At 57.1% G+C, this 21863-nt stretch carries 16 protein-coding genes; 13 read left to right on the top strand and 3 right to left on the bottom strand.

The features are described 5' to 3' along the window. Positions 1-4: 4 nt before the first annotated feature. Positions 5-3037 carry an efflux RND transporter permease subunit gene (locus ACESTR_RS04240; protein WP_373178868.1) on the top strand — a complete coding sequence of 1011 codons (3033 nt, stop codon included), beginning with the start codon at positions 5-7 and terminating at the stop codon, positions 3035-3037. Next, positions 3034-4278, top strand: coding sequence for a TolC family protein (locus tag ACESTR_RS04235; protein ID WP_195559632.1), 1245 nt, complete (start codon positions 3034-3036; stop codon positions 4276-4278). The genes ACESTR_RS04240 and ACESTR_RS04235 overlap by 4 nt, the downstream gene beginning before the upstream one ends. 61 nt (positions 4279-4339) lie before the next feature. Here the strand turns inward: ACESTR_RS04235 and ACESTR_RS04230 are convergent, their stop codons facing one another. From ACESTR_RS04230 to ACESTR_RS04220, 3 genes are read right to left on the bottom strand one after another with little or no spacing between them, the layout of a single operon-like run. Beyond that, on the bottom strand, positions 4340-4747 hold the full coding sequence (locus ACESTR_RS04230) for an OsmC family protein (protein ID WP_373178866.1): 408 nt from the start codon (positions 4745-4747) through the stop codon (positions 4340-4342). A gap of 47 nt (positions 4748-4794) precedes the next feature. Beyond that, entirely contained in the window at positions 4795-6219 is a 1425-nt protein-coding gene (locus tag ACESTR_RS04225) for an ATP-binding protein (protein WP_373178864.1), read from the bottom strand. After that, positions 6171-6365: a hypothetical protein gene (locus ACESTR_RS04220; protein WP_039940310.1), complete on the bottom strand. Its 195-nt coding sequence runs from the start codon at positions 6363-6365 to the stop codon at positions 6171-6173. The genes ACESTR_RS04225 and ACESTR_RS04220 overlap by 49 nt, the downstream gene beginning before the upstream one ends. Positions 6366-6532: 167 nt before the next feature. Here ACESTR_RS04220 and ACESTR_RS04215 point away from each other — a divergent pair, with 167 nt between their 5' ends. The 11 genes from ACESTR_RS04215 to ACESTR_RS04165 all read left to right on the top strand — a co-directional run bounded on the left by ACESTR_RS04215 (position 6533) and on the right by ACESTR_RS04165 (position 21857). Continuing rightward, positions 6533-9517, top strand: a complete 2985-nt coding sequence (locus ACESTR_RS04215) for a tetratricopeptide repeat protein (RefSeq protein WP_278433194.1) — start codon at positions 6533-6535, stop codon at positions 9515-9517. A gap of 2 nt (positions 9518-9519) precedes the next feature. Beyond that, positions 9520-11250 carry a hypothetical protein gene (locus ACESTR_RS04210; RefSeq protein ID WP_276807465.1) on the top strand — a complete coding sequence of 577 codons (1731 nt, stop codon included), beginning with the start codon at positions 9520-9522 and terminating at the stop codon, positions 11248-11250. Between the two features lie 144 nt (positions 11251-11394). Then, complete coding sequence (locus ACESTR_RS04205) at positions 11395-11688, top strand: DUF2089 family protein (RefSeq protein ID WP_009597946.1); 294 nt, start codon at positions 11395-11397, stop codon at positions 11686-11688. Further along, on the top strand, positions 11672-12214 hold the full coding sequence (locus tag ACESTR_RS04200; RefSeq protein ID WP_130063611.1) for a hypothetical protein: 543 nt from the start codon (positions 11672-11674) through the stop codon (positions 12212-12214). Before ACESTR_RS04205 ends, ACESTR_RS04200 begins: the two co-directional genes overlap by 17 nt. 270 nt (positions 12215-12484) lie before the next feature. Further along, positions 12485-13498, top strand: a complete 1014-nt coding sequence (gene mltG / locus ACESTR_RS04195; RefSeq protein ID WP_278433199.1) for an endolytic transglycosylase MltG — start codon at positions 12485-12487, stop codon at positions 13496-13498. Positions 13499-13518: 20 nt separating this feature from the next. Continuing rightward, complete coding sequence (locus ACESTR_RS04190) at positions 13519-14121, top strand: L-threonylcarbamoyladenylate synthase (protein WP_195559629.1); 603 nt, start codon at positions 13519-13521, stop codon at positions 14119-14121. A gap of 28 nt (positions 14122-14149) precedes the next feature. Further along, a complete protein-coding gene (locus tag ACESTR_RS04185; RefSeq protein WP_009598061.1) occupies positions 14150-14728 on the top strand; it encodes a DUF4199 domain-containing protein in 579 nt (192 codons plus the stop codon). A gap of 17 nt (positions 14729-14745) precedes the next feature. Beyond that, positions 14746-15702, top strand: a complete 957-nt coding sequence (locus ACESTR_RS04180; protein WP_014776214.1) for a glycosyltransferase family 2 protein — start codon at positions 14746-14748, stop codon at positions 15700-15702. Positions 15703-15706: 4 nt separating this feature from the next. Next, a complete protein-coding gene (locus ACESTR_RS04175; protein WP_009597980.1) occupies positions 15707-16171 on the top strand; it encodes a DUF4293 domain-containing protein in 465 nt (154 codons plus the stop codon). Positions 16172-16420: 249 nt separating this feature from the next. Continuing rightward, positions 16421-20533, top strand: a complete 4113-nt coding sequence (locus ACESTR_RS04170; protein WP_014776215.1) for a DUF5689 domain-containing protein — start codon at positions 16421-16423, stop codon at positions 20531-20533. 121 nt (positions 20534-20654) lie between these two features. Beyond that, positions 20655-21857, top strand: a complete 1203-nt coding sequence (locus tag ACESTR_RS04165; protein WP_130063617.1) for a DNA/RNA non-specific endonuclease — start codon at positions 20655-20657, stop codon at positions 21855-21857. Positions 21858-21863 lie beyond the last annotated feature (6 nt).

Raw genomic sequence — 21863 nt, 5'->3', positions numbered from 1 at the left:
GGTCATGAGTCTGCCCGAATATTCGCTGAAAAATAAAAAAGTCGTCTGGTTTTTCCTTTTCGTCCTGCTTGCTGGCGGCGTCCTCGGCTTCGTCACGCTGGGCAAAAAGGAGGATTCGACGTTCGTCATCAAAAGTGCGTCGCTGGTCTGCACCTATCCCGGAGCCACGCCGCTGGAGGTCGAACAGCTCATTTCCGAGCCGATCGAACGCGAGGTGCAGTCGATGCGGCTGGTGCATAAAATCACCTCCGAGTCCTATTACGGACTTTCGAAGATCATGGTCGAACTCGATCCTGCGACCGGTGCCGCGGAGATTCCGCAGTTGTGGGACGAGCTGCGGCGCAAGGTGCTCAACATCCAGTCCCGGCTGCCGGCCGGGGCTTCGCCCGTTACCGTGGCCGACGATTTCGGCGACGTGTACGGCATCTATTACGGCCTTTCGGTCGACGGCGGATTCACATGGTCCGAACTGCGCGAATGGGCGCAGCGGATCAAGACGGCGCTGGTGACCGTGGACGGCGTGCAGAAGGTGACGCTCTTCGGCGAGCAGACGCCTGTGGTGAACGTCTATGTCAGCCTTGCGGCGCTCGCCAACTTCTCGATCCGCCCCGAATCGATCGTGAGGACCATCGGCCAGCAGAACACGATCGTCAACAGCGGCGAGAAGCAGGCCGGGGCGCTCGAAATACAGATTTTGGAGGACGGGGCCTATAAGGACCTCGGCGACATCTCCAACCAGCTGCTCATCTCCTCTTCGGGCAAGCAGTACCGGCTGGGCGACATCGCCCGCGTGGAGCGGGGATACGCCGATCCGCCGCAGACGCTGATGCGCGTGAACGGCCGCAGGGCGGTGGGCATCGGCATCTCGACCGAGGCCGACGTGGACGTGGTGAAGGCCGGGGAGAAGATCGGCCGGGTGCTCGGCGGCCTTACGCGCCAGATGCCCGTGGGCATGGACCTCACGGTGCTTTATCCCGAAGACCGCATTGCCCGCGAGGCGAATTCCACCTTTATCCTGAACCTCGCCGAATCGGTGGCGATCGTCATCCTTATCATCATGCTCGTCATGGGATTCCGCGCCGGGGTGCTGATCGGCAGTTCGCTGCTGTTCTCCATAGGCGGTACGCTTCTGCTGATGCAGTTTCTGGGCGAAGGTCTCAACCGCACCTCGCTGGCGGGGTTCATCATCGCGATGGGCATGCTGGTGGACAATGCCATCGTGGTGACCGACAATGCGCAGCAGGCCATGCTGCGGGGCGTCGCGCGGCGGCAGGCCGTCATCGACGGGGCCAATGCTCCGCGCTGGAGCCTGCTGGGAGCGACGCTGATCGCCATTTTCTCGTTCCTGCCGCTTTATCTGGCCCCTTCGTCCGTTGCCGAGATCGTCAAGCCGCTGTTCGTCGTGCTGGGGCTTTCGCTGCTGCTGAGCTGGGGGCTGGCCCTTACGCAGACGCCGCTTTTCGGCGATTTCATGCTCCGTGTCAAACCTACGGCGCACGATCCCTACGATACGAAGTTCTACCGGAAGTTTGACCGTCTGCTGGCCGGGCTGCTGCGCTGGCGGTGGGGTGTCGTGGCGGGCGTCGTCGCGCTCTTCGCCCTTTCGCTGGCGGTAATGGGTCTCATGCCGCAGAATTTCTTCCCGTCGCTGGACAAGCCCTATTTCCGGGCCGACGTGCTGCTGCCCGAAGGGTATAACATCCGCGATACGGAGCGCAACCTGCGTCTGATGGAGGAGTGGCTCCATGAGCAGCCCGAAGTGAAGACCGTGTCGGTGACGATGGGCTCCACGCCGCCGCGCTATTATCTGGCCAGCAGCAGCATTTCGCTGCGGCCCAATTTCGGCAATATCCTGATCGAACTGCACGACCGGAAACAGACCGAGGAGGTCGAAAACCGTTTCAATGCCTACGTCGTGGCGAACTGTCCCGACGTGTGGCTGCGCTCGTCGCTTTTCAAGCTCTCGCCCGTGCCCGACGCCGCGATCGAATTCGGGTTCATCGGCGACGATATCGACACGCTCCGCCGGCTGACGCAGGCGGCCGAGGACATCATGTGGCGTACGCCCGGCACGGCGAATATCCGCAACAGCTGGGGCAACCGCGTTCCGACGTGGCTGCCGCTCTACTCGCAGATGAAGGGCCAGCGCATCGGCGTCACCCGCAGTCAGATGGCGCAGGGCATTACCATCGCCACGCAGGGCTACCGGCTCGGCGAGTACCGCGAGGGCGACCAGTTCATGCCGATCCTGCTCAAGGACGAGAATATCGACGCCTATAATCTGACCAACCTGCAGGCGCTGCCGATCTTCACGCCTGCGGGCAAGGTCTACTCCATCGAACAGGCGACCGACGGTTTCCGCTTCGAATACCGCGGCGGGGTGGTGAAGCGTTACAACCGCCAGCGGGTGATGAAGGCGCAGTGCGACCCGGCGCGCGGGGTCAATACGATGGAGCTGTTCGCCGCCCTGCGCGATTCGGTGACCCGCGCCGTGCCGCTGCCCGAAGGCTATTCGATGAAGGTTTTCGGCGAGCAGGAGAGCCAGCAGGAGTCCAATTCGGCGCTGGCCGAGTACATGCCTCTGACGATGATCCTGATCTTCATCGTCCTGCTCCTGCTCTTCCGCAACTACCGCGAACCGGTCATCATCTTGCTGATGATCCCCCTGATCTTTATCGGCGTGGTGCTGGGGTTGGCCGTTACGGGCAAGGTGTTCAACTTCTTTTCGCTGCTGGGACTGCTGGGGCTTGTGGGAATGAATATCAAGAACGCCGTGGTGCTGGTCGAGCAGATCGGCGTCCTGCGGGCCGAGGGCAAAGGGCCTTACGATGCGCTGGTCTCCGCCACGCGCAGCCGTATCGTGCCCGTTGCGATGGCTTCGGGGACCACGATTCTCGGCATGCTGCCCCTGCTGTTCGACTCGATGTTCGGGGCGATGGCCGCGACGATCATGGGCGGACTGCTGGTCGCCACGCTGCTGACCGTCTGCGTCCTGCCGGTCGTCTACGCCATTTTCTATAATATCCGTGAATCATGAAACCGTTTCTGCTGTCAGTCATTCTGTTTTTTTGCCTGCCGCCGACGCACGCTCAGACCACGCTCGACGATTACCGCCGCGACGTGACCGAGTACAGCCGCCGGCTAAAAGTCGCCGTCGCCGGGAGCGATGCCGCCGCCGAAACCGTGGGGCAGGCGCGGACGGGCTACCTGCCGCGGCTGTCGCTCGACGGGAACTTCACGGCCACCGTCCATCATTACGACGGCGTCGAACGTTGGAACTTCAGCGTGCTGCCCCAGCTGGTGCAGGTCGTCTACGGCGGCGGAGCCGTGCGTGCGGCTTACCGGCAGGCCGAACTGGGATACGACATCGCCCTCTGCGACGAGGAGTTCACCCGGCTCGACGTCCGCTATACGGCCGAGTATACCTACTGGAACCTTTCGGCCATGGCGCTCTATGCCGCTTCGATGCGGCAGTATGTCAGCATCATCCGTTCGCTCAAGGAGGTGGTGGACCGCCGGTTTGCCGAGGGGTATATCGCCAAGGGCGACGTGCTGATGATCGACACGCGCCTGAGCGAAGCGCAGTACGAACTGATCTCCGCCGAGCGGAATTACACCGTGGCGCTGCATAATTTCAACATCCTGCGGGGCGCCGATCCTGCACTCGGCGTAACGCTGGCGCAGGGCATCCGCGATTCGCTTCCGCAGCCCGTGCGGGTGCCCGCCGCCGAAGCGGCGGCATTCAGACCCGACTATGCCGCCGCGCAGCTGCGCAGCGACCGGGCCGAAGCCGGCATCCGCGCGGCCCGTGCGGCCTTCAATCCGCAGCTGAGCGTCGGCATCGGGGGATCGTGGCAGCCCTATTATCCCAACCGCACGGGCGCTACGACGGTGGACGGCTCGGCGTTCGTGAAACTCTCGCTGCCGATATTCCACTGGGGCGAACGCCGCCGCGCGACGGGCGTCGCCCGTGCCGTACAGCGGCAGAGCGAATGGGACGCCGCGCAACTCTATGACGATATCGTGCGCGAAGAGATGAACGGCTGGACGGCGCTGGAGAACAGCCGTGCGCAGGTCGAAGCCATGGAGCAGAGCCTGCGCATCGCCGGCGAGAACCTCGACATCAGCACCTATTCCTACGGCGAGGGGCTGGCGACGATTCTCGACGTGCTGCAGGCCCAGCTGAGCTGGATTCAGCTCTATACCAACGCCATCAAGGCGCATTACAATTATGCCGTGGCGGTGTCTGATTACCGGCGGATTACGGCGCAGCAGTAGCCCGGAAATAAAAAATCGGAGGGTCCGTCGGACCCTCCGATTTTTTCGCCGGTTTGCGGTGTCAGGCTTTCGCCGGTTCGGTGCTGACCACCGCGATTTCGTGAGATACCGGGGCGATCATGCGGAACATGCGCATGATGCCGCAGTATTTTTCGTGCGTCAGCGTCGCCGCCCGGCTCACCTTGGCCTGATCGCCCTCGGTGTCGCATTCGATGTTGTAGACGACGTGGAACGACTTGAATACGCTTTCGGACCGGACCTCTTCGGTCGAAAGTTCGCCCGATACGCTTATCTCGAAGCGCTTGGGACGCAGGCGCTCCTTCTCCATAATCATCAGGGCCGTCATTCCCGAACATTTGGCTGCGGCATAGAGCAGCAGGGTCTTGGGATTCATCTCCCCGCAGTCGGGACCGTTTTCGGGCACGAGTTTCGAATCCCCGGTCAGCTGCAACGTTACTTTTTCAATCATATGGCTGAATTTTTATTGAACAACGCTCTTCGGGCAAGAATCGTACCTTACTGCCGCATTCCGGCCGTCCCCGCAGGCTCCCGCCGCGGAGCCGCTTCGGGCCTGCTCAGCGGGTGCTGAATCGTGAACCGGGTGCCTTTGCCGGATTCGGACTCGACCGAAATGGCGCCGCCCAGATATTCGGTGATCGTGCGGCAGATCGACAGTCCGAGCCCGACGCCTTTGACGAACGAGTCGGCCTTGTAGAACCGTTCGAAAATCCGGTCCAGATGCTCCTGTGCGATGCCCTTTCCGGTGTCGTGGACGAACAGTTCGACCTGTTCGCACCCCTGCGGGGAGCGGAAGCCGAAGGTGATGCTGCCGTCGTCCGTGAATTTCGCGGCGTTGTTGATGAGGTTGTTGACGACCTGCTTGAGCCGCGATGCGTCGGTGACTATCGGTGTGTCTGCCTGCGGCATGTCGAGCCGCAAACGGACGCCTTCCGGCATGCAGAGCCGCTGGGCCTGATAAATATCCGTCAGCAGGGCGTGCAGCGAGTGCTCCCCGAAATGGAATTCCATGGTGTTCGATTCGATCTTCGAAAGGTCGAGGATGTCCGAAATCAGGCGCAGCAGCTGGTCTCCGTTGCTCGTTATGAGCCGGCTGTACTCCTGCTTCTCCGCCTCGCTGAACGGGATGTCTTCGCTGGTGAGCAGGTTGGCGAAGCCGATGATGGCGTTGAGGGGCGTGCGTATCTCGTGGCTCATGTTGGCCAGAAACGCGCTTTTCAGACGGTCGCTCTCCCTCGCCTTGTCGCGGGCTGCGCGCAGTCCGTCTTCGGAGGTCTTGTGGTCGTGGATGCTCTGGCATATCCCCACGATGCGGTAGGGCGATCCGTCGCCGGTCTGTCCGAGGTATACGGACTGCTCCTCGAACCACTCCCACGTACCGTCACCGCGCCGGAGCCGGTACGTGAACGTGTCGGGATTCATCTCTCCTGCGAGTTGTTTTGCGAAGGCGTCGGCCAGCCTGCCGCGGTCTTCGGGATGCACGAGCCTGAAGAAATCTTCGGTGCCGATCGTGCCGTCGCCCGCCGGAAGACCCAAGTGGGCGAACCAGCGCTCGTCGATGACCATCCTGTTGTGGCCGAGGTCGAAAAACCACGGGAATATTTTCGTCTGCGACAGGGCCATGCCGAGGATGAATTTGCGGGTGATCTCCTCCTCGGTGTTGCGGAACAGAAAGACGATCCGGCGCAGCTGCCGCCGCCGGTCGTAACGGCCGACGAAACGGCCTTCGATGTAGAATTTCAGGTTGGAGTCCCGAAGCCGGATATAGCTCCATGGCGGCAGGTCTCCGTAGCGGTGCCGTTCCCTGAGCCGGGCGAAAATGCCGGGCAGAAGGTCCTGCCGGTCGTGACAGACCGAGAGGATGTCGGAGATGTTCAGCGGATGTGCAAAATCCCCCCCCCGCGGATGCGGAGTTCGTCGCATGCCCGTGCGTTGATTTCCGTAATTTCCCCTTCCGGAGTGAGCGTGACGGCGCCGACGGACAGCATGCTCAGCGTGTCTGTCTCGGACTGGGCGCCGGTGCGGGAGGCTGCGCGCGGGTCCTTGTGATGAAAAAGACGCGATTTCATCGAGTGGAGGTTTAGCGAATCAGTGACGCCGCAAGGTAGGGATAATTTTCGACAGATGCAAAAGCGGCGGTTTGCGGAGAATCCGGCCGCGGCATATATTTCGTTTCCCTATATGGAAAAAAGGTAAATTTTCGTATATTTGCCCTTTGTAAGAATCTAAGTGTCGTATGCGGAAAAATCTGAATTTATTGCTGGCCTTTGCCGTGTGTGCGTTGTGCGCGCCCGGAGTGCAGGCCGGAACCCCCGAATCTGCTGCCTTTATCGACCGCGGCAGGTCCCTGTTCGACTTCGGTCGCTGGACCGACGCCCGGCATGAGTTCCTGCAGGCGCGGGAGACGCTTTCGCCCGCCGACCGCGAGGCGGCGCAGACGGTCGACTTCTATCTGGCGGCCTGTGCCGTCGAGTTGGGCAGCCGTGACGCCGAGGCCGCGCTCCGCCGATTCGAAGCGCGTTACCCCGGATCGGTCTATGCCAACGACGTGCGGTTCTCGCTGGGCTCCTACTATTGCGCCGAGGGCGATATGAAACGCGCCCGCGAAGCTTTCGAAAAGACCGATTACAAAGCTCTCGGCCGGGCGCGCAAGGAGCAGTACGACGTTCGCATGGGCTATGTCGAATTCACCGACGGCGATTACGACAAGGCGTTCGGCTATTTCGACCGCATCGGCCCGCAGAGCGAATATGCCGACCACGCGCTTTATTACAAATCCTATATCGACTATGCCGAAGGCCGTTACGGCCGTGCCAAGCAGGGCTTCACGGCTTTGCAGCGCAGCGACGCTTACCGCGACGTGGTGCCGTACTACCTGCTGCAGATCGAATTTCACGAGGGCAACTACCGCTATGTCGTCGAGAACGGCGGCAAACTGGTGCAGCGGGCCGTTCCCGAACGGCGCAAGGAGTTGGAGCGCGTCATTGCCGAGTCGTGGTTCCGGCTGGGCGATTTCAACAAGACGATCGAACATCTGGACGCTTTTGCTGCGGCCGGCGGCGAGCTGGACCGCGACGGCAGTTACCTGATGGGCTTCTCGCTCTACCGCACGGCCCACTATCCCGAAGCGGCGGAATACCTGCGCCGAGCGTGCGGCGCCGAGGATGCGCTGACGCAGAATGCCTCGTACCATCTGGCCGACTGTTACCTTCGGGCGGGCGACAAGCGGGCCGCCATGCACGCTTTCGCCATGGCCGCGGACGACCGCTTCGACGCGACGATCGCCGAGGATGCGCTGTTCAATTACGGCAAACTGCAGTATGAGCTGGGCGGCGGAGCCTTCAACGGCGCGATCAACGTGCTGACGCGCTATGTGGAGCAGTATCCCGCGTCGCCGCGCGTGGGCGAAGCCCGCACGCTGCTGATCGCCGCCTACTACAATTCGAACGATTACGACGCGGCCTACCGGGCCATCAAATCCTTTCCGACGCAGGATGCCGACATCCGCGCCGCGTTGCAGAAAATCACCTATTTCCGCGGACTGGAAGCCTATAATGCCGGCGACATGCGCGCGGCGCAGCGCTATCTTGCCGAGTCTGCGGCGATCAACGTCAGCCCCAAATATTCGGCCCTCAACTCCTTCTGGCAGGGTGAAATCGCCTTTGCGCAGGGCGACTATACGGTTGCGGCGGCCAAATACAACGCCTACCTGAAGCGTGCGCCCCGCAGCGAAAAGGAGTATGCCATGGCGCTGTACAACCTCGGCTACTGCGCCTTCTCGCGTATGGACATGGCGCAGGCGCGCGGCTCGTTCGAGAAATTCCTCGCCGTCTATCCCGCACGTGACCGTTACCGCGCCGACGCCTGCAACCGTCTGGGCGACATCCGCTACTCCGACCGGGAGTTCGAAGCGGCGGTAGCCGAGTACGACCGGGCTGCGGCCTTGGGCGGTCCCGAAAAGTATTATGCGCAGTACAAGCGCGCCGTGACGCTCGGCATTCTGGGCCGCACGGAGCAGAAGCAGCAGGCGCTGCGGCAGATCATCACCGCGGGGGAGGGCGATTATGCCGACGAGGCCTCCTATGAACTGGGACGCTCCCACATAGCGCAGGAACAGTACGCCGAAGGCGCCGCGCAGCTGGAGAAATTCGTGGCCGACTATCCTTCGTCGCCGCGCCGGGCGCAGGCCCTCTCCGATCTGGGCCTTGCATACCTCAATCTGGGCGACAAGGAGAAATCGCTCCGCTATTACGACATGGTCGTCGAGACGGCTCCGCAGTCGTCCGAAGCCAAGGGCGCGATGGAAGGCATCCGCGAGATTTACGTTTCGGAGGGCCGGGTGGACGACTACTTCGACTATGCGCAGAAGGCGGGGCTGGAGAGCGATCTGACCGCCGTGTCGCGCGATTCGCTGTCGTTCGCCTCCGCGCAGAAACTTTACCTTGCGGGCCAGACCGATGCCGCCGCCAAATCGCTGCGCAGTTACGTCAAGAGCTATCCCAAGGGCTATTACGTGAACGATGCGCTCTATTTCCTGAGCGACTGCTACCTCCGCTCCGATCAGCGCGACGACGCCATCGAAACCCTGACGACGCTGGCCGGGCAGGGAACGAACCAATATACGGTCACGGTGCTCGAAAAACTCTCGGATATGACCTTCGAGGACAAGCGTTACGACGAAGCTGCCGCCGCTTACCGCCAGTTGTACGACGTTACGACGACGGTCGCCGGGCGTGAGGACGCCATGAAGGGCTATGTGCGTGCGACGCTGGCCGGGGGCGATGCGGCGAAGATCGAAGCGATGGCCGCCGATGTCGCGGCGCATCCCGACGCCGGGGCCGTCGCGCTGCGCGAGTCGAAATTCGCATGGGCCGAGCTGCTGCGTCGGCAGGACCGCCGCGCCGATGCCGTGAAACTGTATAAGGAACTGGCGTCCGACGTCCGTACAAAGGAGGGCTCTGCGGCCGCTTATTACGTACTCGAAGATGTTTTCGCGGGCGGCGATATGGACAAGGCCGAGAAGGTGATATTCGCCTATTCGGAGCGTGAGCCGCAGGCGTACTGGTTAGCCAAGGCCTTTATCCTGCTGGGCGACGTCTATGTCCGCAAGGGCGACAATTTCCAAGCTAGGGCGACCTACCAGAGCGTTGCCGACGGCTATTCGCCTGCCGACGACGGCATTGTGGCCGAAGCGAAAGAACGGATCGCAAAACTGAACTGATGATGAAACGCATATTGTTTGCCGCCGCGCTGCTGGCGGCGCTTCCCTGTAGCGTGAGCGCGCAGGTGGAAAAACGGGTCGAAGTGACCAAAGCCTATGTTCCGAGCGTCGAAAGCGCCGCGAAGCTGGCCGTCGTGCCCGATATGACCGATACGGTGAAGATGCGGCCCGAAATCGACTATACGATCACGCCGCTGTCGCTGCAGACGACACTCGCCACGCGGCCTATCCGTCCGGCGACGGTGACCTATTGGGAATTCAACCGTCCGCTGCCGTTCTACCTGAAGGCCGGGGCGGGCTATCCGCTCAATTCGGTGCTGGATTTCTACGCTTCGAGCCAGAACCCCGGTACGGGTTATGTTGTGGGGTACGTGAACCACGAGGGCCGCTATGCGAAGATCAAAAACGACTTCGGCATCAGAAACAACTCGACGCGGATGCTCAACCGCATCGGCGCCGCGGCCGGCAAGTATTTCGGCAAACACATTCTGGAGGGCGATCTCTCGTATGAAAACCGTATGTATCACCGTTACGGGATGTATGTCGCGTCGGACGTCACGTCGGACATGACCCCCGGCGCAATGGCCGATTACGGCGATGCGAATATCGCGGTGCGTTTCGGCGATGATTTTCAGGACCTGAGCCGTGTGAATTTCGAAATCGCGATTCGCGGCGGGCTGTTTTTCGACCACTCCGAGTGGCCGGATTACAACGACAAAGCGCGTCAGACCACGCTGGAGACCCATGCGAAGATCGCCCGCGGATTCGGCCGCCACCAGCTTGCGGCGGAGTTCGGTTATACGCGGCTGGCCGGACAGAAAGCGATCGGCCTTTATAATCAGCAGCTGATCCATGCCGCCCTGCGTTACGGTATCGAGGGCGGGGTAGTGCGTCTCGAAGCGGGCGCCGACTATTACCACGACAAGGTCAAGACCGTCGACGCGGAGAATTACATCATTCCTTTCGTCCGGCTGAACCTGAACCTCGGAACGGACGGACTTTGTCCCTTTTTCGAGATGGACGGCAGTGTGGACGACAACGGCTTCCGCTCGCTGACCCGGCAGAATCCTTACGTCGCCGCAGCGTTCTGGCAGACCAAGAGTTCGGTCGATTACAACGGCCGTTTCGGTATCGGCGGCAGTATCTGGCGCGGAAAGTTCGACTACAGGGTGTATGCCGGATTTTCGGTCCGGGACAACCATCCCTATTGGTATGTTTCCGACAATTATGCGATCGACAGGGAAAAAACGGCCGTCGCCGGAGCCATGCGCCCGGCACTGGCCCGTCAGACCGTACTTTCCTTCAACGGCGAAGTGACGTGGCGTCCGGTGAGCAGTTTCCGGACGGAATTGGGCGTACACGGATATATCTACAACGACGACGAAACCAAATTGCACAACGGCGCGCCGTCCTTCGACGGCAGTCTGTCGGCGCACTACGACGGCCGCAAGATTTCGTTCGGCGCGGGAGTCTACTTGCAGAGTGCCCGGAAGTGGAGTGCGGTTTTCGAAAATACGGGGACGGAAACTGCGCCCGGTGAACCTGTGATGCAGTACGATACTTTCGAAGCGCCCTTCGCCGTCGATTTGCGCGTCAATTTCGACTGGAAAGTTTCGGGCCGCGTGACGCTCTTCGCCGAGGGCCGCAACCTGATCAACCGCCGCCTGTACGAATATCCGTTCTACCCCGAATACGGGGCTAACTTTACGGTCGGCGTGAAGGCGAACTTTTAAAAAGATTTCCTCTCCATGCCGGTTGGGCGCATATAAATTGTCTGTGAAGAGTATTCATGGAGGTAAATTTGCTATTTTGGGGAAATAATATTGATTTTGTCAATCATACACTAATTTAAACGCAATATTTCTTTAATAATATTTATGGCTACACTGAAGAACCTCCCCAAAATATGTCCCTCCTGCGGTAAACGTTTGAGCGTGCACGCGATGCATTGCAACGGATGCCAAACACATATCGAAGGCAATTACAGTCTTCCCGTGATGATGCAGCTGTCAGCACCCGACCAGCAGTTCGTACTCGATTTCGTGAAGAGCAGCGGTTCGCTGAAGGAGATGGCCCATAAGTTGGGATTGAGTTATCCGACCGTGCGCAACAGACTGGACGATATTATCTCTCAACTAAATAAATTCGAAAGCGATGAACAAGATTCTTAACCCGTTCGAATACCTGTCTACAGGGAAAGCGCTCGGTTGGGGCCTCGCGGGAACGCTCTTCTCCATCTGCCTGCTGACCGCGGTGAGTTGGCCCGTCGAGGGCGATGTTTCCAAGATTATCACGATTCTGTCGTCGAATTTGCTGTTGTGGCTGCCCCTCTCGCTGCTGTTGTACGTGATGGCGCTGGTGCTCTCGCCCTCCCGCATCCGGGCCGTGGATATCTTTGCCTCCAACCTGTTCGCGATGCTGCCGACGATCGTTATTCTGGGAGTGCTGAGTCTTTGTTCCATGTGGCTGGGGAGCATTGTCTGCGAACCCCGCAGCGCCTGCGAGGTCTTGAAGCAGGCAGCCTACAATCTGATCGTGATCGTCCTGTCGGTTTCGATGGTCTGGTCGATGGTCTGGGGCTGTTTCGCCTATCTCGTTTCGGCCAATATGAAAGGATGGAAAAGCATCGTCGTTTTTGTGATCTGCTATGTCTTCGTGAGTGTGGTCAACCAATTGCTGATCGAATACACCAAATAGGGCGGAGTGCCGTCCGACGCTATGCGGAACCCCTGCCGGGTTCCGTTTTTCGTTTCGGCCCGACGATGGACGGCCATAAAAAAAATATGGAGCTGCAAACCGGAATTTACAGCGCCATATATGGTTGGGTGAGCTGATTATATCGCACCGCTACAACCACATACCCTTGCTCGATTCCTCGCCTGGGGGATTCTGTAGGAGCTGGTCGTATAAGACTCACCCGGCACAAAAGTAGGAATTTTTTATATCTTTGCAAAAATTTTCGACCAGATGCGTAAAAAAACTTTGCTCTATATCTTTTTTGCGGGCCTGTCTGTTCTGCTGATCGCGGGATTCGTCCTTCGTCAGCAGTTCTACGGCAATGCCGTGAAGACGGAACGCGAACTCTTTGTCAGCAGCCGGGCCGATTACCGTGCGCTCGTCGATTCCCTGCTGCCGGAGTTGAAACACCATTGGGCGTTCGGAGTCTATGCCCGGCGCATCAATCTGGCCGAGACCTTCAAGCCCGGACACTATCTCCTCGAACGGGGCATGAGCGTCATCCGGGTGGCCCGGATGCTCAAACTGGGCATGCAGACCCCCGTGCGGGTGACGATCAACAACGTGCGGATTCCCGCCCAGCTGGCGCAGAAACTCGCCGGTCAGATCGACGCCGACTCCGCCGCGATCATGCGGGCGCTGACTTCGGACGAAGTCGCCCGAAAAGCGGGTTTCAACAGCCTGACCCTTTTTTCGATGTTCATTCCCAACACCTATGAATTCTATTGGACGGTGACGCCCGAAGAGTTCGTGGAGCGGATGAAACGCGAATACGACCGTTTCTGGACGCCGGAGCGGGACGCGCTGCGCAAACGCAGCGGCCTGAGCCGGTTCGAAGTCATGACCCTTGCGTCGATCGTCTATGAAGAGACGCGCAAGACCGACGAGATGCCCCGCGTCGCCGGCGTATACGTCAACCGGCTGAAAAAGGGAATGCCCCTGCAGGCCGACCCGACGATCAAATACGCGATGCAGGATTTCGGCCTGCGCCGCATCCTGTACAAGCATCTGAAATACGAATCTCCGTATAACACCTATCTGAACAAGGGCCTGCCGCCGTCGCCTATCTGCATGCCGGGCATCAATGCCATTGACGCGGTGCTGAATTACGAAAAACACGACTATATTTTCTTCTGCGCACGGGAGACGTTCGACGGCTACCACAATTTTGCGAAGACCCTGCGCGAGCACAACGCCAATGCTCAGGCGTACAGCAGGGAGCTGAACCGGCGCAAGATTAAATAATTTTTCGTACATTTGTATTCATGCTGACGAAAATATACGAACAGAACCCCTCCGAAAGGGAGTTGCGGAAAGTGGTCGATGCGTTGGAGGACGGCGGAATCATCATCTATCCGACCGACAGTGTCTATGCTTTCGGTTGCTCGCTGCGTTCGCCCAAGGCCATCGAGCGGCTGCGCCGCATGAAGGGCAAGGACGCCGAGGCCTTTACGGTGGTTTTCGAAAATCTGGCTCAGGCGGCCGAGTACTGCCGGGTGGATAATGCGGCGTTCCGCATCCTGAAGCGCAACCTGCCGGGGCCTTTCACGTTCGTATTGACGGCATCGTCGGGCATGCCCGACAAGGCGCTCGAAAAGCGGCGTACGATCGGAATCCGTATTCCCGGCAACGCCGTTCCGCGGGCTATCGTCGCGGCGCTGGGATGTCCGCTTATCACCACCTCGGTGAAGGACGACGACGAAGTGGTCGAATACACCATGGATCCCGAACTGATCCACGAGCGGTACGGCCGCGATGTGGCGCTGGTGATCGACGGCGGCGTCGGCGACAATGTGCCGACGACGGTCGTGGATCTCACGGGCGACGAACCCGAAATCCTGCGCGAGGGCAAAGGCGAGCTGCAATGATTGGGAACTGATAATTCTGAATGATATAATGGAAAAGCAAAATTTCTGGAACGATGCCGCGAAATGCGGGGCGATTATCGGGGCCATACTGGCCGTTTCGATGGTCTTGGAGACGATGATGACACTTTCGGGCAGCATGAAGTACTATGCCCTGATGACGGTCGAATGGATCGGAGTCGTCGTCCTGCACTATTACCTGCTGCACCGCTTCACGCGAAACCGTTCGAAACTCTATTCGGCCGAGGAGGGATTCTCCTTCGGACAGGGATATCTCTTCGTGCTGGCGGTGTCGGCCTTTGCTGGCGTCATCGTCGGAGGCGTGCAATATATCTACCTGCACCTGATCATGGGTTATTCGAATTACACCTCCCGGCTGGTCGAAGCGCTGACCGACATGATGGCGTTGGGCGGCGGCGTGCCGGCGTCGATGGAGTCGGTGATGGCCCAGTCGCTGGAGCAGATTCAGACCGCGCCTGCCCCCTCGGTGCTTGCGACCGTCTGGGGCGGTATCTGGGTAAGCCTGCTCTTCGGCGCTGTTTTCGGCCTTATCATTGCAGGTGTGCTTTCGCGCGCTCCGCGGCCGTTCGATACGCAGGCCGGTGAGTAAGAACTGTAAAGCAGAAGATGAATAAACTCGACATATCGGTTGTAGTGCCGCTCTACAACGAGGCGGAATCGCTGCCCGAACTGGTCGCATGGATCGACCGCGTGGCGGCGGAGCACGGCTATACCTACGAAGTTATCTTGGTGGACGACGGTTCGTCCGACGATTCGTGGAGCGTCGTCGAATCCCTCAAAAAGCAGTATCCGGCGGTGCGGGGCATCGGGTTCGCCCGTAACTACGGCAAATCCGCGGCCTTGTACTGCGGTTTTGCGGCTGCGGAAGGGGAGGTCGTCGTCACGATGGACGCCGACCTGCAGGATTCGCCCGACGAGATTCCCGAATTGCGCAGGATGATCCTCGAAGAGGGATACGATCTGGTTTCGGGCTGGAAGAAGAAGCGCTACGATCCGATCGGCAAACGCTGGCCCAGCAAGTTTTTCAACTGGACGGCCCGCACCGTGTCGGGAATCGGGCTTCACGACTTCAACTGCGGCTTGAAAGCCTACCGCCGCAAGGTCGTCAAGGCGATCGAAGTCTACGGCGAGATGCACCGTTTCATTCCGATACTGGCCAAGCAAGCCGGTTTCCGCCGCATCGGCGAGAAGCCGGTGGAGCACCGCGCCCGCAAATACGGTCGTTCGAAATTCGGTCTCGAACGTATGCTGAAAGGTTATCTCGACCTGATTTCCGTACTCTTCATGTCGCACTTCGGCCGCTCGCCGATGTATTTCTTCGGCAGTCTGGGGACGCTGATGTTCCTTATCGGCGGCGGCACGACGGTCTGGATCATCGCCGCCAAAATCTGGAAGCAGGTCCACGAACTGCCGCTGAGGGCGGTTACCGATCAGCCGCTTTTCTATTTGGCGATTCTGGCGATTATCCTCGGAGTCCAGCTGTTTTTGGCGGGATTTTTGGGCGAGCTTATCAACCGCGGCTCCTCCGACAGGAACAAATATTTGATAGATAAAACTTTATGACCCTATGATACAACGAATCCAAACGCTTTACATGCTGATTGTCACGGCGCTTATGGCCGTTACGCTTTTCGCTCCGCTTGCGTGGTTCGCCGGCGAGGCCGGAGAGTTCGGGCTGTATGCCTTTTCTTTGAAAACCGCTGCCGGCGAAGCCGTGCAGCCGACGGTTTATATGGGCGTCGTGCTGGCGCTGGCCTGCGTGCTGCCGTTTATTACGATTTTCCTGTTCAAGCGCCGCCTGCTCCAGCTCCGGCTCTGCGTGGTTGAAATGGTGCTGCTCGTCGGCTCCGCCGTTATGGAAGGCGTGTACTACTTTCTCAGCTACCGGGTGTTTGCGGAACAGACGTTCCATACGCAGGTGCTGAAACCTGCCGTCGTGCTGCCGCTGGTTTGCCTGCTTTTCGCATACCTCGCCGCACGTGCGGTTTTCCGCGACGAACTGATGGTGCGCGCGGCCGACCGCATCCGTTGATCCCGAAAGACTATTAGCCCCGGAATATGCAGAAACGTGCGTATTCCGGGGCTTTTGTCTCCGATTGTGTCCGCATTGGACGCCGATGTCCGCTAATTAACCTAATCGTAATATAAAAAAGGCGTTTAGGCTTTTGTCGGTCCGGAAAATAATGTTAGATTTGAGGCATAATATTACCATTATGTAAGGAATCGTAAGTTTTTTTAGAAATAAAATAAAAGTTTTTAATCAATTTTAAACAACTCTTCTATGAAAAAGTTAAACCTTTTGAGGTTATTGTTCGGTGCGATGTTCCTGATCGCCGCGACGGCGTTTACATCGTGTGTGGATGATAACGATGACGACGGGATGCCTTATCTTGAGGTTGCTCCCGAAGCATTGACCTTTTCCGCCGAGGGCGTGGCCGAAGGTGCGTCTGCCGTTACGGTGAAAAGCAATCGTCCGTGGACGCTCGCTTTCGAATCGGGCGCAGACTGGGTGACTCCTTCCGCGACTGATGGAAAAGCCGGTACGACCGAGGTCGAATTCTCGATCCCCGCAAGCAACGAGAGCCGTACGGCAACGCTGAGTTTCCAGCTCAAGAACTCCTACGGCGCCTATTTCACCAAGACGGTTACCATTAATCAGGGTGAAGTCGTTCCCGAAAAACTTGTTTATAAAGAAACTTTCGGAACGACGGGAGATAAAACTCCGGTTGCTTCATACGATGGCTGGGATAAGACCGGTGAAGGCTCTTCGACCGTAACTTATGCCGGTGAAGGGGTTGATATTCGCAGTAATCTTTCCAGTGTCGGCAACGGAAGTGCCTATGAAGGTTCCGGTGGTTCTAATTTGATGTTTGGCACCGGAAACACTTATTTTACGGTTCAGGATATTACGCTTCCTCAGGGCCAAACCGGATATACATTGACTTTCGGCGCAAGTTATTTCAATGCTCCCAATATTGAGATCTACGATCAGCTGACCGTTCAATTTAGTAAAGACGGCGAAAAATGGACCAATGCCATTCCCTATACTTTCGAAAACTTTGTGGCTGAGAAAAACTGGAATCTTGCAACGTTGAACTTTACGTTGAAGGAATTCTCGGAACATCTGTATATTAAATTCTTATCCACTAAGAAGCCTGACGGCAACTATCGTATTGACGATGTTACTTTGGTGACGAGTGCCGGTGGACAGCAGGTCGATTTGGATAATGGCTCCGTGACACCGCCTGTCGGTGATGTAGAGCTTCCGACTACTGTTGTGACGCAGTTTGGCGACAGTTTCAACGATGTTATTAGTGGTGTTGTTTACGATTCTCCCAATTGGGCGTTTACTTCGAGTGATGCTGGGTATCCGGCCAATCCTAAATTGGGATGGTTCGGCAGTGTATTTGGAGACACGTTCTATCTTCAGTGTGCTCCTTACAGCTCAACGCAGAAGACCGTTACGGCTTATGCTATAATGACTCCGTTTAATGTGAAAGCTGCGGATAATAAAGTGTTGACGTTCAAACTGGCATGGTATTTCAATGCAACGGCAAGTGCAGCTGACGACAGCAAGATTGAGATCGTAGCTTCTACTACGGTAACAAACGAAACGATTACCGATCCCAGTGTATGGACTGTTGTTAAGACAATCGAGTATAAAGAGGGGGTAAATGAGATCAACGTGTACTTTGACGAGTCTGCCGATCTTTCGGCTTATGCCGCTTCTGATAAAGTATATGTAGCTTTCCGTTATGTAGGGCATAACAACACCTATCGATTGGATGATGTCTCGTTCAATGGGGGAGCTACCGGATCGCTTGTTGTCGATCCTACGGCCATTTCTCTCGGTGATGCAGCCGGAGCGACGGCAAAAATTACGGTTACGTCTACCGGTGACTGGAAAGCGACTGTTTCCGGTTCAGGCTTCTCGATCGACAAAACTACGGGTACGGCTTCCGACACTTCGATTACCGTAACTGCTTCTGAGGCCAATGCTTCTTCGGAAATAAAAAATCTGGGTTCGATAGTCGTCAGCAATGACTTTGGCACCAAGACGATAGCGGTATCACAGAAGGGGGTGTCGAACGACATATTCTATGAATCGTTCGGTGATTTGGAACAGAAACTCGACAAGTGGCCTTATATCAATGAAAGTCCGTATGTGATTCGCAGCGGATTCGGCTATGTTTCCGGTACGTCAGACTATAAAACAGCTTACGCTTCGAACCGTTGGACGGCAACAACGGCTTCTCCGACAAGCGCGGGCTTTTCAGGTAAAGGCTTGATGTGGTTGCAGGCAGGTAAGAATGCATATTTTACGGTGCAGGATCTTGTTCTTACAACTGAAAAGAATCTGTCAATCCGTTTTGGATTGTATGGTAATACTGATGCTTTCGATCCCCAAAAGGATGTCATTAAACTCTATCTTTCGTCAGATGCCGAAAATTGGACTGAAATAGCGTATAATCTGGAAAATGTAGATGCAACTCCGGCTTGGAAATGGGCATCGGCTGATATTACGCTGAAAAATACTGTTTCACGTCTTTCTTTGAAAATTGAATATCCGAGTGGTGCGACCGGAACTCGTGTTGATGATGTCCGTATTTTCGTTGGCACGGGTGGGACAGAGATCGATTTGGGCGGCGGTGCCGCTACGCCTGCGGTTACGACGGCCAACGCTTCGAATGTAGCCGAGACGACGGTGACGCTGGGCGGCTCGATCGCCAATGCCGATCTGGCCGACTATTCGGCCGTCGGCGTGGAGTATGTGGTCTTCGCCACGGGAAATACGCCCGATTGGACAGGCTCCGTGAAAGTTCCGGCCGCAACGAAGGCTGCGACATGGACCGTAGACGTTACCGGCCTGACGAAGGAGACGCAGTACGCTTTCCGCGCCTACGCGACTCCCAACACCGGTGATATTCTTTACGGCGATCATAAGACGTTCGTAACGACCGGCGGAAGCGGCGGTGCGACAACAATTACGATTCCCGAACTCTTGGCCAAGATCACGGCGACTTCTGCTGCCGAGGTGATCGACGAAAATGTGACTTATACCTTCGAAGGTGTAATTTGCGGTGATCCCAAAGCTGGCAATGCTTCTTTCGGTACGCTTTACGTGATGACTCCCGGAGCTACGACCGGTGGAAACGGTATTTCGCTTTACAACTCGGTATTTTGGAGTGAAGGTGACTATAAACTGGGCGATAAAGTGCTCGTCACGCTAACGGCAGGTGTCGCAAAAGGTCAGATCCGCAATTCGATTCCTCAGGTTTCGGAAATCGGGACCGGTGAAGTGATCGTGCAGTCGAGCGGTAATGCAGTAACTCCTATCAAGGTGAATTCGGTCGCCGATATTTCGAATTATTTCAATATGCCCGTCACGATCGAAGCTACGACGAGTGCTGCCGGCATGTGGATGGACAGCGGAGCGAATACGACCCGTACGCTGACGGCCGGAGGAGCTAACTTAGCCGTATACCTCAATAAAAATGCTTGGACAACTTTCAAAGATCAGCCTTATATCGCAACGACTGCCGAAATTACGGGTATCGGTGCGGTGTATTCCGGTCAGAACCAAATTCTTCCCCGTAATCTCGACGACGTGAAGAACTTTAAGTCTACGGCCCCTATGATTATCGATGTAACTCCTTCTTCGTTATCGTGGGCGTCGGATGATACGGCTGAAAAGACTGTGACGATCGAAGGTGTGAATTTCAATGGATTTACGTTATCTTCGCTGACTTCCTTCAACGCGTCGGTCGAGGGAACGACCGTGAAGATTTCGCCTAAAACCGCCAATACGGGCGATACGGACATTAAAGAGACTCTGACTATTACGGCTACCGGAGGAAACGATGCTACAGTTGCTTTGACGCAGTTGAAAAAATCGTCGGGTGGTGAAGTAACTCCCGGTGTTGCATATGTTTGGAGCCTTGTAAATGGTGATTTAGGTTCGAAAGCCGATGGTGTGACCATCGTTAAAGGTACGCCAGAGTTGGAATGGATTACGAGTCCTACTTGGTCGGGATCATCGTTCTACTTTGGAAACGACAATAATAAAGGTGTTCAGGTTGGATCTAAGAATCAACCGGCCAGCCAATTTGTATTGAAATCCACGGCATATACTGGTGGGGTGAAAAAGATTGTTGTTAATAGCAGTGGAGCTGCTAGTGCTAATGTAACTTTGAAGGTGCAGGTCGGATCTACGACATTTGTTTGTGATGGAAATAGCACTGCTGATTTGACGTCTTTGGCTGCCGAATATACATTTGAAAATGCAGTAGCTGTTGAAGGTGACATTGTTTTAACATGGGATAATGCAACTAGTGTAGCAGGAAGCGGTAAGGCTTTTTATATTAAGTCTGTTGCTATCAACCCGGCAGAATAACCGAATATCGACACTCCCTCTCCCGGCAGGAACATCCTGCCGGGGGAAGGTTGTCTTAAAATGCGTATTTTCGCACTTAGTTTTTAATTGAATGACGTTGATATATAAATATAGTTCGCGGATGTTTGCCGCTTCCCTTGCGGCGATGGTGCTGATAGCTGTCGCCTTTACGGGGTGCGGTAAGGATTCCGACAATAAGGGAGGCGGGGGCGCCAACTCGGTGGAGTGGGACCCTGCCAAGACCGTGCATCCCGATCAGGAGGGCGCTGCCGTGCTGCTCGTGACCGGAGATACGGGGACGCCGTGGACGGCTGAAATCATTTCGGGAGCCGAATGGATTTCGTTTAACCGGACAGCGCCGGGAGGCCAGACTGTCAAGACGGGAAAGGTCGGAACGAGTTTGTCCGACAAGAATCAGTATGTCTATTATTGGCCGAACAACACCAAGGACGAGCGGCATGCCCTGATCAGGTTCGAGTTCGAAGGCGAGATGCCCGTCGAGCTTGAACTCGTCCAGTTCAGCACTTCGTCGGACGATGATGTATACGAGACCGGCCATAATCTGGTCTGGCCCGAAATTCCGGCGAAGAAGGAGGACGGCAACTATATTTATGTGTCGCATTTCGCTCAGCTTAACAACCGGAATATGCGTAATTACACGTTGTGTTTCGATAAGACGAAGCGCGGTGCGTGGTGGGTGGCATATCCCCTGCACGACGTGTATATCGGTTCGGGGCGTCCTTCCAAAGACCCGTGGGCCTTCGATCCCAAGATTTCGTCGTTATTTCAGGCCGATCTGGGTCGGGGCAGTTATACCGGATCTTATGACCGTGGTCACCAGATTCCGAATGCAGACCGCAATGCCAATATGGCCATGCAGTACCAGACATTCTACAACTCCAACGCTACGCCTCAGTATGGTACGCTCAATCAGCAGGGATGGATGCGTCTGGAAGGCAAGGTGCGCGACTGGGTCTGCTCCGATACGCTTTATGTAGTGACGGGCGCCTATTGGAAGCCCGGCAGCACGGCATCGACGACCGACAAGGCCGGACAGGTGTGCCCGCTGCCCAGCCATTATTTTAAAGTGGTGGTGCGTACGGTGAAGGGAAATATCCGGCAGCCCGGCGACCGGCTGGGCAATCTTCCGGCCGGCCAGCTCAAGTCCATCGGATTCTGGGTGGCCAACGAAGGAGGTCAGGGTGAGGCCAAAAGCTGGGTGAAGAGCGTCAAGGAGATCGAAGAGCTGACCAAGTTCGAATTCTTCCCCACGCTGCCTGCCGAGGTCAAGACGCAGAAGGATGCCGCCTCTTGGGGATTGTAAAACCTT

The organism is Alistipes sp. DJF_B185, from assembly GCF_964250025.1.
In the GTDB taxonomy this organism is placed as follows: Bacteria; Bacteroidota; Bacteroidia; order Bacteroidales; family Rikenellaceae; genus Alistipes; species Alistipes finegoldii.
The sequence above is the reverse complement of the archived record's forward strand: the minus strand, read 5'-3'. Positions and strand labels throughout refer to the sequence as shown.